Raw genomic sequence first — 13,952 nt, forward strand, 5'->3', positions numbered from 1 at the left:
GAGAGCATCATGCGCATCGGCATCATCGGCGCCTCAGGCCGGGTGGGAACGAGACTGATCGAAACGATCCTGGCCAATCCGGGGCTGGAACTGGCCGCCGCGCTGGTTTCGCCCGGCTCTCCGCTGATCGGCAGACCGGTCGCGGGAGCGATCGAATACCGTCCGGCCGACAAAACGATACGCAGCCATTGCGACGTGATGATCGACTTCTCGACGCCTGCGGCATCGCTTGCGTTTCAGGATCTGCTTGGAACCCAGTCAACCCCGGTCGTTATCGGTACGACCGGCTTTACGACCCAGCACGAGGAGATGCTCTCCCGCTACGCCGAAAATCGCCCCATGCTCGTGAGCGCCAATTTCGCTTACGGGTTCGAGGCCTTCAAGTTGGCAGCACTCGGCTTTGCCCGGCAGATGCCGGGCGCCGAGGCACAGGTCGGGGAAACATACCACGCTCGAAAGAAGGCAGAGCCTTCAGGCACCTCCCGAATGCTGGCGGGAGAAATCGCCGCCATGCGCAGCCTCTCCATGGGATTTGCCGCCCCCGAAACACCTGTCGTCGTCAATCGCGAAGGCGATACGGTCGGCATCAACGAAGTCCGCTTCAACCTCGGTTCCGGCGAGGCGGCCTTCACCTTCACCGTTCACACGCTCTCGGCCTATGCCGAGGGTGCCATCGCCGCCGCGCAATGGTTGGTCAATCGCGCCCCTCCTCCGGGACGCTACAGCCTCGCCGACAGCCTCAACCGATAAACAAAAGGAGTTTGCAGATGAACACTCTGGCGGACCGTTTCAAAGGCGTCTTTACGGCGCTCATCACTCCGTTCAAGGACGGGGCAGTCGACTTCCCGGCCTATGATGCGCTGGTTGCCCGTCAGCTTGAAGCCGGCGTGGCGGGCCTCGTGCCGGTCGGCACCACGGGCGAAGCAGCAACCCTGTCCGAAGAAGAGGCCGAAGCGCTGATCGCCCGAACCGTCAAGCTTGCCGAAGGTCGCGCCCTGATCCTCGCCGGCGCTGGCGCCAACGACACCCACAAGGCGATCGAAAAGGCAAAGCGCGCCGAGACTGCCGGCGCCGACGCGCTGCTGGTGGTCACGCCTTACTACAACAAGCCTTCGCAGGCCGGCCTCGTCGCTCATTACGCCGCAGTTGCGGAATCGACATCCCTTCCCATCGTGCTCTATTCCGTCCCGGGCCGCTGTGGTGTCGAGATCGCTCCGGAGACCTGCGCAGCCCTGATGGAGCGCTGCGGCAACATCGTCGCCATCAAGGAAGCCGGCGGAGACGCAGCCCGCGTAACGAAACTGCGCGCGGCCTGCGGCGATCGCCTGATCGTGCACTCCGGTGACGACGCGCTCACCCTCCCCTTCCTTTCGCTCGGGGCCGTCGGCGTCACGTCGGTGGTGTCCAATGTCGCCCCGCGTGAAATGGTCGCGATGGTCAACGCCTGGCATACAGGCGATATCGCGGGAGCCTTGAAGCTCCACGAGATGATCGCAGAACTGACCGACAGCATGTTCATCGAAAGCAATCCCGGCCCGGTCAAGGCAGCACTAGCCCTTTCGAACCTCGCCGGTCCGGAAATGCGCCTGCCGATGGTCCCGGTTTCAGATCAGACGCGTCAGCGCCTGACCGGCATCCTGACGCGGTTCGGCGAAGCGTCGGCGCAGTTCAGGGAAATGCGCTAAACAAACGCGGCCTGCTTTCCGAAGCGGGCTGCATCCAGAAAATGGACCAAGCCGGCGGGAGAAGCCGGAAACGGTTCGAGCCAGAGGGACAGGGACATGAACGACAATCGCAAACCGGATGGGAAGGGAGACCGCCATGACGTATAACTGGGATTTCCAATCGGTCTGGCAATATTCCGACCTCTTTCTGTGGGGGCTCTGGATTACCGTAGTCTACACGTTCGGATCGATATTCTTCGGCGTTATCATCGGCTTTATCACCTGCGCGGCGCGCCTGTCGGGCTGGAAGCCCCTGGACATCGTCGCCCGCGTCTATCAGGAACTCTTCCGCTGTACGCCGCTGCTGGTTCAGCTTCTGTGGTTCTACTACGCGTTCCCGCTGCTCGTCGGCGCAACCATCGACAACCGTGTTGCGGCCATGTTGACGCTCTCGCTTTATGTCGGCGCCTTCTATGCCGAGATCTTCCGCAGCGGCATTGTCTCAATCGACAAGGGCCAGCGTGAAGCGGCCGCTGCCATCGGCATGAGCCCAGCGCAATCGATGATCCGCATCATCTGGCCGCAGGCGGTGAAACGCATGCTGCCCTCCTTCATCAACCAGTCGGTGATCCAGTTCAAGAACACCTCGCTGGTCTCGGTCATCTCGGTTGCCGACCTCGCCTATATGGCAGCGGTGGTCAATGGCCAGACCTACCGGCCACTCGAATCCTACACCGTGATGGCCCTGCTCTACATCATCATGCTGCTGCCGCTCACGCAGGCTGCGGACTGGATCGAAAAACGCCTCCGGGTCAGCGATTGAGGAGAAGCGACATGACCACTCGACAGAACGAAGCCCCGATCATCGAGGCAATTGCCCTGCGCAAGAGTTACGGCAATCACGAGGTGCTGAAGGGACTGGACCTTTCGCTCGCCCGAGGTGAGGTCGTTGCGCTCATCGGCCCCTCCGGCTCCGGAAAATCCACCTTCATCCGCTGTCTCAATCACATGGAAGTGCCGAGCGAAGGCGCCATCCGCTTCCGGCAGAAGAAGGTCGGCGACACGTTTCGCGACAAGGGAGAGGAAATCGGCTTCGGCACACTGCGCCGCCATGTCGGCATGGTGTTCCAGCACTTCAACCTGTTTCCCCACAAGACGGTGCTGCAGAACGTAGTGGAAGGACCGGTGACCGTGCTCAAGCGCCCGAAGAAGGAAGCGGAAGAACTTGGTCTGGATCTGCTCGGACAGGTGGGACTTGCAGCCAAGCGCGACGCCTATCCGAACCACCTTTCAGGCGGACAGAAACAGCGCGTCGCGATTGCCCGGGCGCTCGCCATGGAGCCTGAAGTCCTGCTCCTCGACGAAGTGACCTCGGCCCTCGATCCCGAACTCGTCGGAGAGGTGCTCTCCGTCATCCGCGGCCTTGCGGAAAAGGGAATGACCATGGCCATCGTCACCCACGAAATGGCCTTTGCTGCCGATGTGTCCAACCGCGTTCTGTTTCTCGATCAGGGCGTGATCGCCGCCAGCGGCTCAGCGGAGGATATCATCCGCAATCCCCGCAACGAACGCCTCAAGGGCTTCGTTTCCCGGTTCCACGGATAGGAGAAAAGAGATGGCTCCCTTCCGGACATTCATCTTCGGCGCGGGCAATATCGGCACCGCCCTGGCCGGTGCGCTGACCACCCTGCCCGAAATGGCCGTCACGCTCGCAGACAGCACCGACGAGGCGCTCGACGCGGCGAGACGGTCCGGAATCGACGCCACCTTTCGGTCCGGTTACCTGCCGGGCGATCTGCGCTCCATGGCAGCCGGTCACGATCTCGTCGTTGCCGCCGTACCCGACCGCACCGTGCCGGAAACCGTCCGTCTGGCCGCCGAGATCGGGACGCATTATCTCGACTTTTCACGACCCGCTCCCGAAACCAGGGCGGCGCTTGCGGGATTGTCCGAACATCGGGCGGTCCTGACCGGCTGCGGCGCCTCTCCCGGGCTGGTCGAAACGCTCGCCATGGATCTCGTCTCGCAGTTCTCGGAAATCGAGGAACTGACAATCCGTGTCGGCGCCATTCCGCAGCACCCCGTCAACCGTCTGGGTTACGGACGCATCTGGAATATGGACGGCCTTTTTGACGAATATCTTCTGCCTAGCCCCGCCCTGCGCGACGGCAAGAAGGTCATGCTGGATCCCCTCGAAGACTATGAGCGCTTCGTGGTGGACGGGATGGCCTACGAGGCCTTCGTCACCTCAGGCGGCATGACCGACGATTTCGCCTCCTGCGCGGTGCCCGTCCGCGGTCTCACATTCAAGACAATCCGCCATCCCGGACATCTGGACTACATGCGCTTCCTTCTGGACGATCTGGGGCTGCGCAAGCGACGCGACATGCTGAAGTCGCTGCTCTGCAACGGCCTGCCAGTCGTAGAGGAGGACGTGGTCATGTTCTTCATCACGGCGAGAGGGCGAAGCGAGGTGGAAAGCGTGGAGCGATCGATCTTCCGGCGCCTTTCTCCATCCTTCCAGGCCGGCCGTTTCAACGCCTTGACCCGCGTTGCCGTCGGCTATGCGGCAAACCTGATCGATCTTCTGAAGCGCGGTGAACTCGGCGAACGCGGCATCATCGCCCACCACAGCCTGCCCGTCGAACCCATTCTCGAGAGCCGCTTCCTGACCGGCATGGCGCCTTGACCGCCTTCGAAAGGCTTCCTGAAGGACTACCGCAAGCCCCGGCATCAATGGTGACACGGGCTTGCCGTACCCTGCGACAAATCGCAACTGCCGTCGGCAATCATCCAACATCAGTGCGAACGGCTCGCAATGCGATTGAACGCAGGCGAATGAGGGCATATTGAGACACTCGACATGGCGGCGTGAACCCACTGCATTTCACGCCATCGCCTGAAGCGGCTCGTTCACCTTCATCCACCCACATCCTTCCGAGAGCATTCCATGGACAACGAAGAAAGCATGACCATCGAAAACCGGGCGGATTTCGCCCAGTGGGCCATTGAACGCGCTCGCGCCATCGTCGCGGATCAGGGCGGCAACCTTGCTGTGGCCGCACGCGACGCCAACGACGAGCAGATCGCCGAAACCGCCAATGCGCTGGGACAGGCGATTGTCGATGCGATGCTCGAAGTCTTCGACGGGCTGATGTCCGACGAGTAACCCGACCGGGATGCGGAAGCCTGTTAGCGCAGGCTCTCGCGCAGCTTGTAATACCACATGCCCGCAGCAAGCGCCTGCTGGCCGACCCAGGCGCCGAACGGCAGCCGGATGTGATCGACGCCGGCGAAGACGTCGAATTCTTCCATCGTGCCGGTGATCGCCTTGGCCATGATCTCGGCAACAATATGGGTCGTTGCGATGCCGTGCCCGGAGTAGCCCTCGGCATAGAAGATGTTCGGCGCGATCCGGCCGAGATGCGGGATGCGATTGACGATGATCCCAGCCATTCCAGACCACTGATAGGCGATCTTCACGCCTTTCAGGCGCGGATAAGTCTTCTCGATCGCGGGCAGCAGTTCGGCGGCGATGTCCTTGCTGTTGCGGCCGGAATAATTGGTGCCGCCGCCGAAGATCAGCCGACGGTCGGCCGACAGGCGGTGATAGTCGAGCACGAAGCGGTTGTCATAGACCGCCAGATCCTGCGGATTGATCGCCTTGGCCGTCTGCTCGGACAATGGCTCGGTCGCCACCACGCCGAGCGAGGCCGGGAACAGCGCGCCGCGCATCTTGCCCCGCGCCAGCCGATGATAGGCGTTGCCCGCCATCAGCACAGTCGTCGCTATCACGTCGCCGCTTGCAGTGCGGACCACCGGCAGGGCCCCATCCTTAATCTCAATGACCTTGGCGTCTTCGAAAATGCGCACGCCGATGGAAGCTGCCGCCATCGCTTCGCCGCGGCAGAGATTGAGCGGGTGGAGATGCATGTTGCGGCGGTTGATGAGGCCGGCCGGGTAAAGCGGGCTCTCTACCAGCGCCGCCATGGCCTTTCCTTCGACGAACTCCACCTCGTCGCCCATACCGCGCTCGACTGCGGTTTCGTAGAGAGCACGCAGTTCCGGAATGTGGGACGGTTTGTAGGCCGTCTGCACATGACCGTGCTTAAGATCGCACTGGATGCCGTATTTCTCCACGCGCCGCTTGATGATGCCGTGGCCGCGCCAGCGCAGATCCCAGATGAAATCCGATGCATCACGGCCCATGGTGCGACGGAACTGCGTCTCCATCGCCTTGTCACCGGAAAGCGAACCCGTCACCTGTCCGCCATTGCGTCCCGATGCGCCCCAGCCAATGCGGTTCTGCTCGAGAACGACCACCGACAGGCCGCGTTCCGCCAGTTCGATGGCGGTATTGAGGCCGGTGAACCCGCCGCCGACGATGCAGACGTCGGCGCGAATGCTGCCATCCAGCTCTTCGAACGGCTGCATCGGGTTGGCGCTGGCGGCGTAGTAGGACTGCGGATAGGCTTCGGACATGGGACGCTCTTCAAACGATGTGCAGGTAGGTGGCATATTCCAGATCAGATATGTCGCGGTTGAAAACCGCAAGCTCCTGTCGCTTGCCGGCAACGAACAATTCGACCAGTCGGTCGGGCAGGATGCGCCTGATGACGTCGCTCTTTTCGAACAGATCGAGTGCTGACGGCCATGTGGTCGGCAAGAGCTTCGCATCGCTGGCATAGGTATTACCCTGGGTAGGCGCCGGCGGCACGGCCTTGCGCTCGATGCCATCGAGCGCCGCCGAAAGGATCGCGGCAATCACGAGATACGGATTGGCATCGACGCCGGCAACGCGGTGTTCGATGCGGCGCGCGACCGAAGGCCCGCCCGGGATACGGATGGCGGCCGTACGGTTCTCATAGCCCCATGCAGCCGTCGTCGGAGCGAGGCTGTCAGGGCAAAGCCGCCGGAAGGAGTTCTGATGCGGGGCAAACAGCGCGGTCGAAGCCGGCATGGCCTCGATCAGGCCGGCCACGGCCTGACGCATGATCTCCGTGCCCTCGGGTCCGCCATTGTCGAACACATTGCGGCCCTCGGTATCGACAATGCTGAAATGCACATGCAGGCCGCTGCCGGACTGGTCGGGATAGGGCTTCGCCATGAAGGTCGCGGCAAACCCATGCTTGCGCGCCATGTTGCGGACGATCTGCTTGAAGAACACCGTATTGTCGGCAATCCTCAGCGGATCCGGCCCATGCATGAGGTTGAATTCATACTGGCTCGGCCCGCTCTCGGACGTCGCGGCATCGACCTCGACACCGCAAGCTGCAGCCATTTCATAGACGTCGTCAAGAAAGCTACCGACCTCTGCGAGTTCCTCAAGCGAGTAGATCGTGTCCTTGGCCGCGGCATGCCCGGGAGACGGCGGTGACAGGGGCGTGGCACGCGCAAAGATCGGGTTGATCAGGTAGAATTCCACCTCGGTCGCGACAACAGGCGTCAGCCCGGCGGCGCGGTAACGGGCGAAGACCTCGGCCAGCACCCGGCGCGGATCGCCGAGAAAGGGCTCGCCGGTTTCCGCCCGCATCCACATCGGCACGAACTGAGACGGCGTGCCGGTCCATGCAAGCGGGATCGGCCCGCGCTCGGTCGGCTCGCAGATCCCGTCCAGATCGCCCTGGTCCAGCGTCAGCGAATTCGCGAAGACGTCAGTGCCCCAGATGTCGACGCCGATGGACGACATCGGCATGCGGATGCCGGATTTCAGGATCTTGTCGAGCGAGGCAGCCTCGACGCGCTTGCCACGGAAACATCCGTTGAGGTCGCAGGTTGCCGCCAGAACATAGCCAGCCTTTTCCGCCCGCGGGTCAGCGGGGCGGATCTGTGTCTCGATTTGCATGATTGGTTCCTTGAAGCCGCGTCAGCTGGCGGCGTTGGCGGGTAGTGCGTCCGCGTCGTAGATCACCCAGAACTTGCGGGTCGTCTCATGCACACGCCAGACGCCGCGGAATCCGGGGCGCATGACGCAGCTGATGCCGGGCTTCAGCACGATGGTCTCGCCGCCGTCCTCGATAAGCTCGGAGTGACCGGAAATGATAGTCATGAATTCCCAGCTGTCCTTGACCACGTTCCACGCGCCAGGCTCGACTTCCCACACGCCACTGGTCACCTTGTTGTCGGCAGTGGCTTCGATGTCCCAGGACTTGTTTTTCGGGTCGCCCTCGATCACCCGTTCTGGACGGGGGGAACCCAGTTCGGGTTCCATGGAGGGGTTGGCGTCGATGGCCAGAAGATTGGTCATGTCAAACTCCTTCGAAAAGAGGTCAGTAGCCGCGGGCGCGATCGCCGACCGGCGACGGCGGCAGACCGGATTCGACGCGGCGGATGTTGTCGATGACGGCGTCGGCAACGATGTCGCTGTTGCCGTCCGAGCCGACATGCGGGGTCACACGTACCAGCGGGTGCTCCCAGAACGGGCTGTCCTGCGGCATCGGCTCGGGCGCGAAGACATCGAGCGTCGCGCCGCCGAGATGGCCGCTGTCGAGCGCCGCCAGCAGGTCTTCGGTAACAAGATGGTTGCCGCGGCCGAGATTGACGACGATGGCGCCCTTCGGAAGCGTCTCGAACAGCGAGCGGTTGAGAATGCCGATGGTGTCGTCGGTTGCCGGAAGGATCGAGATCAGGAAATGCGCCTCGGCAGCCATGGCCTTCAGTCCGTCCGCACCGCTGAAGCTGGTGATCCCGGGAATATCCTTGGGCGAGCGCGACCAGCCCATGACAGAGAAGCCGAGCGCGGCAAGCGTCTTGCCTGCCGTGCTGCCCATTTCGCCGAGACCGAGAAGGCCGACCTTGAGGCGCGACTTGTCACGGATCTGCAGGAATTCCCACTGCTTCTTCGCCTGCTGGGCGGCAGCAACGTCCATCTGGCGGTAGTAGTGCAGAACCACATGCAGAACGTAATCCCGCATCTGTTCCCGTGTCTTGTCGTGCATCAGGCGCACGATCGGCTGCCTGGACGGCAGCTGCGGGTCGGCGATGATGTGGTCGATCCCGGCCCCCATGGAGAAGATGACGTCGAGGTTAGGCAGGGTGGCGAGCAAGCCGGCACGCGGCTTCCAGCACAGTGCATAGGCTACGGAGGCCGGATCGTAATCCTCGCCGTCGGTGTGAACCACCAGTTCCGGCATCCGCTCGCGGAAAATGGCGCGATAGGGTTCAGGATCTTCGCCGGTGGCAGCGATCAGCAGGGCCTTGTTGTTTCTCATTGTCGGAGTCTCCGGTCTCTTCATTCGGTCTCGGCGTGGCGGGCGGCGATCAGTTCGTCCAGCCAGCCGGTACGCAATTCCGGGACGGCCTTGATCAGCGCCCCGGTATAGGTGTCGTAGGGTGGGTTCAGCACCTCGTCCGCCGGTCCCTGCCGGACGATCCGTCCCGCGCGCATCACCGCGACATAGTCGGCCATGGCGCGCACGGCGCTGAAGTCATGGGTGATGAACAGATAGGAGACATGCTCCTCCTTCTGCAGGCGGGCGAGCAGACGCAGCACCTCATCGGCAATCAGCGGATCGAGCGCGCTGGTCACCTCGTCGCAGATGATCAGCTTCGGTTTGGCGGCGAGCGCACGCGCAATGCAGATACGCTGCTTCTGGCCACCCGAAAGGCCAAACGGCATACGGCTGGCGAGATCCGGGCTGAGCTCCACCTGCTCCAGCAGATGGGCGACACCTTCCTGACGCTCGGCCCCCTTGAGACCGTGGAATTTTGTCAGCGGCTGACCGATGATGTCACCCACGGTGTGCCGGGGGTTCATCGCCAGATCCGGGATCTGGTGCACGATCTGGATTTCCCTGAGATCGTCCAGGGAGCGCTTGCGCATGTTTGGCGCCATCAGACGGCCATTGAAGGTAATCGTCCCCTTCTTCGGCGGCAGCAGACCACAGATCACCCGGCCGAAGGTCGATTTACCAGATCCGGATTCCCCGATCACGGCAAGTGTCCGGCCCTGCGGCACGTCAATACTGAGGCCATCCACGACCGTCATCGTGCCGTAGTTGGCGGTGATATCGCGCACCTCCAGCAGAGGCTTCGGCCCTGGTTCCGGCACGTGGACGAGGTTGCGCGCCTCGATCAGCCTGCGGGTATAATCCTGCGCAGGTGCGTTCAGAACCTCGGCGGCAACGCCGGTCTCGACCGTGCGTCCATGGCGCAGAACCATGATGTGGTCCGCCATCTGCGCCACCACGGCGAGATCGTGCGAGATATAGAGGGCCGCCATCCCCTCCTCTCGAATGGCCTCGCGAATGGCGAGAACCACATCCACCTGCGTGGTCACATCGAGCGCCGTCGTCGGCTCATCGAACACGATCAGATCCGGCCGGGCGCACATCGCCATGGCGGTCATTGCGCGCTGCAACTGCCCTCCCGATGCCTGATGAGGAAACTTCTCGCCGAAGGTTTCAGGCTTCGGCAGCTCGAGCTTGCGGAACAGTTCGATGGCGCGCTGGCGAGCCGCGTCCTTGTCGAGCATACCGTAATTGCGCACGGTTTCCGTTACCTGATCGATCAGGCGGAAAGCCGGATTGAAGGCAGATGCCGCCGACTGGGCGACATAGGCGACACGGCGGCCGCGGATTTCACGCAGCGAGGCGGCGCCACCGGCGAGAATGTCCTTGCCATTCAGAATGACATTGCCACCGCTGATCCACGCCCCTCCCCGGCCGGCACCGAGCGTGGCAAGCCCGATGGTGGACTTGCCCGCACCGGATTCCCCGATCAGGCCCATGACCTGACCGCGTTCCAGCGTGAAGGAGACGTTGTGGACCAGCCGGATGGTCTTGCCACCGGCAAGCGGAGCATCGACGCAAAGGTCCTGGATTGAAAGCAGCGGCGTTGAGGATTGGGTATTCACAGCGCGTTCGACCGACATCATGCACCCCGCCGCTTCTGCACCAGCCAGTCGCCGAGCAGGTTTACCGAAATTGCCAGCAAGGCGATGCAGGTCGCCGGTACCAGCGGCGTGATCTTGCCGTAGTTGAAAGCGCCGACATTCTCGCGAACCATGCCGCCCCAATCCGCCATCGGCGGCTGCACGCCAAGCCCGAGGAAGGAGAGCGAGGCAACGAAGAGGAAGGCGAAGACGAAGCGAAGCCCGAATTCGGCAATCAGCGGAATGATGGCGTTCGGCAGAACCTCGCGGAACATCACCCACCATGTGCTTTCGCCACGAAGCCGCGCCACATCGACGAAATCGCGCACCGCGATATCGGCCCCGAGCGAACGGGTCAGGCGGAAGACACGCATGCTGGAAAGGGCAGCAGCGACAATCGTCAGCGTCAGCAGCGACGTTCCGAAAATGCTGATCGCAAGCAGCGCCAGGATCAGCGGTGGCAGCGCCATGAAAAGATCGACGACGCGGCTGATCGCCTGATCCGCAAGGCCGCCGAGAGAAACGGCGGCAAGGCCCAGCGTCACGCCGATAGCGAAAGCTATGCCGGTGATCGCCAGCGACAGGCCGATGGAGGTGCGGGCACCATAGATGATGCGCGACAGCATGTCCCGGCCCAGCTGGTCGGTTCCGAGCGGATGAGCGAGATCCGGGCTCTGCCAAGGCAGCGCGATCAGCTCGGTTTCACTATAGGGCGCTACCCAATCGGCGCCGAGGGCGCAGACGATGAAGAGCAGGCAGAAGGCTGCTGCGAGCCCCACTGCGATGCCATGGCCGCGGCTCGAGCGCTTCTGCGGCGTGGTTGCGTCGCGGAGCATCATTTTGCATGCCTCAATTGCGGGTTGAGCCCGATAGCCAGGAGATCGGCGATCATGTTGAGAAGGATATAGGTCGCGGCAAAGATCAGGCCGCAGGCCTGCACCACGGTGACATCCTGCTTGGAAACGGCGTCAACCATCAGCTGGCCCATGCCGGGATAGGCAAAGATCGCTTCGACGATGATCAAACCCACCACGAGATCGGCGAGGTTGAGCACGACGACGCTGGCGATCGGGCTCATCACGTTCGGCAGCACATGCCGGATGACGATCTTCCATTCCGGCATGCCCTTCAGCATGGCCGTCCCGACATATTCGGAATCCATCACCGAGACGATGCTGGCTCGCGTCAGTCGAATCATGTGCGCCGATGACGTAATCACCAGTGTCATGACCGGGAGGACCAGAAGCGGCAGCATGTCACCGAAGCTCATGTCCGACGTGACGATGGAGATCGACGGCAGAAGATGGAAATTGACCGCGAACAGGGCGATGGCCATGTAGGCGAAGAAGAACTCCGGCGTCGCCACCGTCACCATCGACAGGACCAGAACGACCCGGTCGAACCAGCGGTCGCGGAAGATCGCCGCCAGTGTACCGAGGCCGACCGAAAGCGGCACTGCGACCAATGCCGCACAACCGGCAAGGATCATCGTATTTGCAAGGCGCGCTTCGATCAGCGGACCGATTTCCCGGCCGTTCGTCAGCGATCTCCCGAGATCACCCCGGAACAGACCGCCAAGCCAGGCAAGGTAGCGATAGATTGCGGGGCTGTTTACGCCCCGCGCTTCCCGGAGCGCCGCTACCGTTTCAGGCGTGGCCTGCGAACCAAGCAGCTTGGTCGCGAAGTCACCCGGCAGCAGCTCTCCGGCGAAGAAGAGAATGGCGGAGGCAAAGAGCACCAGAACGATGCCGATGGCCAGACGCTTTACGAGGTATCGGATCATCAGCTTTCCAGCCAGAGCCTTTCAGTGAACCGGCCGCCCATGAGATACCAGGACGGGCTCGGCTCGACGCCGCCAACCCGCTTGCTGTAGGCATCGATGAAGTCGGCGAAGACCGGCACGACGTGACCGCCGTCATTGTGAATAAGGGCCTGCATTTCCCAATACATGTCCTTGCGCTTGGCCTGGTCGAGTTCGCCACGCGCTGCGAGCAGCAACTTGTCAAACTGTTCGTTGGCCCAGAAGCTTTCGTTCCACGGAGCGGTGGACTGGTAGACCATCGACATGATCATGTCGGCAGTCGGACGGCCCATCCATACGCCCGTCGTCATCGGGTGCGCGACATTGAGCCAGACCTGATCCCAGTAACCGTCGGAAGGCTGGCGCACGACTTCGAGGTCGATGCCGGCTGCCTTGGCTGCCTGCTGGTAGAGAAGGCCGACGTTGGCGGAGTTGGCGAAGGTCGCGTCGGAGGTGTCGAGCGCAATCTTGAAGCTGTCCACGCCTGCCTGCTTGAGGTAGTGCTTGGCCTGCTCCGGATCGTAGGGACGCTGCTTCAGTTCCGAGTTGAAGAACGGATCGCTTGCCGGCAGCGGCTGGTCGTTACCGACCTTACCATTGCCACGCAGGATGATGTCGACGATCTTCTGGCGGTCGATCGCATACTTCATCGCCGTACGGACGTTGAGATCGGTGAACGGACCCTGCTTGCAGTTCAGTGCGTAGCTCCAGAACTGGCCGCCGGAGCTGTTGACCACCTGCAGGCCGGGAACGCTGCGCAGCATTTCGACGGCAGCCGGATCGACAAGACCGAGCGCATCGATCTGCCCCGACTGCAGCGCGGCAAGACGTGCCTGGGTGTCGTTGAGAACGAGGAATTCGACTTCATCGACGTGAGCCCGGCCCTCTTTCCAGTAGTTCGGGTTCTTCTTCCAGGTGGCGCGTACGCCCGGCTCGAAAGATGTCTGGATATAACCGCCGGTACCGACCGGCTTTGCCCAGTCCTCGAAACCATCGGGAGTAATGGCAAGGTGGTCGCCGCTGAAGTTGAACGGCAGGTCGGCGTTCGGGCCGTCGAGCGTGATCTGGATCTGGTTATCGGTAAGAGCCTTGATCTCCTTGATTGAGGCCATCAGGCTCTTTGCGCCGGACTGCGTGTTCGGGCCGCGGTGACGGTTGATCGAGTAGATGACGTCGGCGGCAGTGAGCGTCTTGCCGTTGTGGAATTCCACGCCCTTGCGCAGATTGAAGATCCACTCGGTCGCACCCGGCTTGGCTTCCCAGCTCTCGGCCAGCTCCGGAGCCAGCGTCTTGTCGGCCTTGATTTCGACCAGATGGTTGAAGGTCGTGTAGGCGGACATGACACCGAATTCATCGGTTCTGAGCGCCGGGTCGTTGGTGTTACTCGTGGCGCCGAGGATACCGGCCCGCAAGGTGCCGCCCTTCTTCGGTTCAGCCGCACGGGCCATCGAGGGCAGCAGACCGCCGCCCATTCCGAGCGCCAGCCCCATGGCAGCGCCGCTCTTCATCAAAGTTCTGCGCGAGATACCGCCAGCCGCACCCGGCATGACGGTTACCTTACCGTTCCCAGTTGTAGACATTCGAACCCTCTTTCGCCGGTTGCCGTCCTTTTGGA

General features: G+C 62.4%; 14 protein-coding genes. 6 read left to right on the forward strand and 8 right to left on the reverse strand.

Annotation, left to right across the window (positions count from 1 at the left end):
- Window positions 1–9: 9 nt before the first annotated feature.
- The 6 genes from NBH21_RS08505 to NBH21_RS08530 all read left to right on the forward strand — a co-directional run bounded on the left by NBH21_RS08505 (window position 10) and on the right by NBH21_RS08530 (window position 4,833).
- Complete coding sequence (locus NBH21_RS08505; protein ID WP_250915909.1) at window positions 10–750, forward strand: 4-hydroxy-tetrahydrodipicolinate reductase; 741 nt, start codon at window positions 10–12, stop codon at window positions 748–750.
- Between the two features lie 17 nt (window positions 751–767).
- Window positions 768–1,685, forward strand: coding sequence for a 4-hydroxy-tetrahydrodipicolinate synthase (gene dapA, locus NBH21_RS08510; protein WP_250915908.1), 918 nt, complete (start codon window positions 768–770; stop codon window positions 1,683–1,685).
- 136 nt (window positions 1,686–1,821) lie between these two features.
- Window positions 1,822–2,487, forward strand: coding sequence for an amino acid ABC transporter permease (locus NBH21_RS08515; protein WP_250915907.1), 666 nt, complete (start codon window positions 1,822–1,824; stop codon window positions 2,485–2,487).
- A gap of 11 nt (window positions 2,488–2,498) precedes the next feature.
- Window positions 2,499–3,269, forward strand: a complete 771-nt coding sequence (locus tag NBH21_RS08520) for an amino acid ABC transporter ATP-binding protein (protein WP_250915906.1) — start codon at window positions 2,499–2,501, stop codon at window positions 3,267–3,269.
- A 10-nt stretch (window positions 3,270–3,279) separates the two neighbouring features.
- Window positions 3,280–4,353 (forward strand): saccharopine dehydrogenase family protein, encoded by a 1,074-nt coding sequence (locus NBH21_RS08525; RefSeq protein ID WP_250915905.1) that lies wholly within the window; start codon window positions 3,280–3,282, stop codon window positions 4,351–4,353.
- A gap of 261 nt (window positions 4,354–4,614) precedes the next feature.
- Complete coding sequence (locus NBH21_RS08530; RefSeq protein WP_250915904.1) at window positions 4,615–4,833, forward strand: hypothetical protein; 219 nt, start codon at window positions 4,615–4,617, stop codon at window positions 4,831–4,833.
- 23 nt (window positions 4,834–4,856) lie between these two features.
- On the opposite strand, the gene NBH21_RS08535 is transcribed toward NBH21_RS08530, so the two are convergent.
- Genes NBH21_RS08535 through NBH21_RS08570 form a run of 8 tightly spaced genes read right to left on the reverse strand, consistent with a single transcriptional unit; the run spans window position 4,857 to window position 13,917 of the window.
- On the reverse strand, window positions 4,857–6,146 hold the full coding sequence (locus NBH21_RS08535; protein WP_250915903.1) for an NAD(P)/FAD-dependent oxidoreductase: 1,290 nt from the start codon (window positions 6,144–6,146) through the stop codon (window positions 4,857–4,859).
- A 10-nt stretch (window positions 6,147–6,156) separates the two neighbouring features.
- Complete coding sequence (locus NBH21_RS08540) at window positions 6,157–7,509, reverse strand: glutamine synthetase family protein (RefSeq protein WP_250915902.1); 1,353 nt, start codon at window positions 7,507–7,509, stop codon at window positions 6,157–6,159.
- A gap of 21 nt (window positions 7,510–7,530) precedes the next feature.
- On the reverse strand, window positions 7,531–7,911 hold the full coding sequence (locus NBH21_RS08545) for a cupin domain-containing protein (protein ID WP_250915901.1): 381 nt from the start codon (window positions 7,909–7,911) through the stop codon (window positions 7,531–7,533).
- Window positions 7,912–7,933: 22 nt separating this feature from the next.
- Window positions 7,934–8,875, reverse strand: coding sequence for a 2-hydroxyacid dehydrogenase (locus NBH21_RS08550; protein ID WP_250915900.1), 942 nt, complete (start codon window positions 8,873–8,875; stop codon window positions 7,934–7,936).
- 20 nt (window positions 8,876–8,895) lie between these two features.
- Window positions 8,896–10,536, reverse strand: coding sequence for an ABC transporter ATP-binding protein (locus NBH21_RS08555; RefSeq protein ID WP_250915899.1), 1,641 nt, complete (start codon window positions 10,534–10,536; stop codon window positions 8,896–8,898).
- Window positions 10,536–11,375, reverse strand: coding sequence for an ABC transporter permease (locus NBH21_RS08560; RefSeq protein ID WP_250915898.1), 840 nt, complete (start codon window positions 11,373–11,375; stop codon window positions 10,536–10,538). The genes NBH21_RS08555 and NBH21_RS08560 overlap by 1 nt, the downstream gene beginning before the upstream one ends.
- Entirely contained in the window at window positions 11,372–12,319 is a 948-nt protein-coding gene (locus NBH21_RS08565; RefSeq protein ID WP_250915897.1) for an ABC transporter permease, read from the reverse strand. The genes NBH21_RS08560 and NBH21_RS08565 overlap by 4 nt, the downstream gene beginning before the upstream one ends.
- The gene (locus NBH21_RS08570; RefSeq protein ID WP_250915896.1) at window positions 12,319–13,917 is read right to left on the reverse strand and encodes an ABC transporter substrate-binding protein; all 1,599 of its coding nucleotides are present in this window, start codon (window positions 13,915–13,917) and stop codon (window positions 12,319–12,321) included. The genes NBH21_RS08565 and NBH21_RS08570 overlap by 1 nt, the downstream gene beginning before the upstream one ends.
- Window positions 13,918–13,952 lie beyond the last annotated feature (35 nt).

It is taken from the genome of Ciceribacter sichuanensis, from assembly GCF_024055605.1.
In the GTDB taxonomy this organism is placed as follows: domain Bacteria; phylum Pseudomonadota; class Alphaproteobacteria; order Rhizobiales; family Rhizobiaceae; genus Allorhizobium; species Allorhizobium sichuanense.

Bases quoted from the DNA above. Each gene is read 5' to 3' on its own strand.
- dapA (WP_250915908.1), top strand. From the start codon at position 768: ATGAACACTCTGGCGGACCGTTTCAAAGGCGTCTTTACGGCGCTCATC.
- NBH21_RS08545 (WP_250915901.1), bottom strand. From the start codon at position 7,911: ATGACCAATCTTCTGGCCATCGACGCCAACCCCTCCATGGAACCCGAA.
- NBH21_RS08555 (WP_250915899.1), bottom strand. From the start codon at position 10,536: ATGTCGGTCGAACGCGCTGTGAATACCCAATCCTCAACGCCGCTGCTT.
- NBH21_RS08525 (WP_250915905.1), top strand. From the start codon at position 3,280: ATGGCTCCCTTCCGGACATTCATCTTCGGCGCGGGCAATATCGGCACC.
- NBH21_RS08530 (WP_250915904.1), top strand. From the start codon at position 4,615: ATGGACAACGAAGAAAGCATGACCATCGAAAACCGGGCGGATTTCGCC.
- NBH21_RS08540 (WP_250915902.1), bottom strand. From the start codon at position 7,509: ATGCAAATCGAGACACAGATCCGCCCCGCTGACCCGCGGGCGGAAAAG.
- NBH21_RS08560 (WP_250915898.1), bottom strand. From the start codon at position 11,375: ATGATGCTCCGCGACGCAACCACGCCGCAGAAGCGCTCGAGCCGCGGC.
- NBH21_RS08535 (WP_250915903.1), bottom strand. From the start codon at position 6,146: ATGTCCGAAGCCTATCCGCAGTCCTACTACGCCGCCAGCGCCAACCCG.
- NBH21_RS08565 (WP_250915897.1), bottom strand. From the start codon at position 12,319: ATGATCCGATACCTCGTAAAGCGTCTGGCCATCGGCATCGTTCTGGTG.
- NBH21_RS08515 (WP_250915907.1), top strand. From the start codon at position 1,822: ATGACGTATAACTGGGATTTCCAATCGGTCTGGCAATATTCCGACCTC.
- NBH21_RS08570 (WP_250915896.1), bottom strand. From the start codon at position 13,917: ATGTCTACAACTGGGAACGGTAAGGTAACCGTCATGCCGGGTGCGGCT.
- NBH21_RS08505 (WP_250915909.1), top strand. From the start codon at position 10: ATGCGCATCGGCATCATCGGCGCCTCAGGCCGGGTGGGAACGAGACTG.
- NBH21_RS08520 (WP_250915906.1), top strand. From the start codon at position 2,499: ATGACCACTCGACAGAACGAAGCCCCGATCATCGAGGCAATTGCCCTG.
- NBH21_RS08550 (WP_250915900.1), bottom strand. From the start codon at position 8,875: ATGAGAAACAACAAGGCCCTGCTGATCGCTGCCACCGGCGAAGATCCT.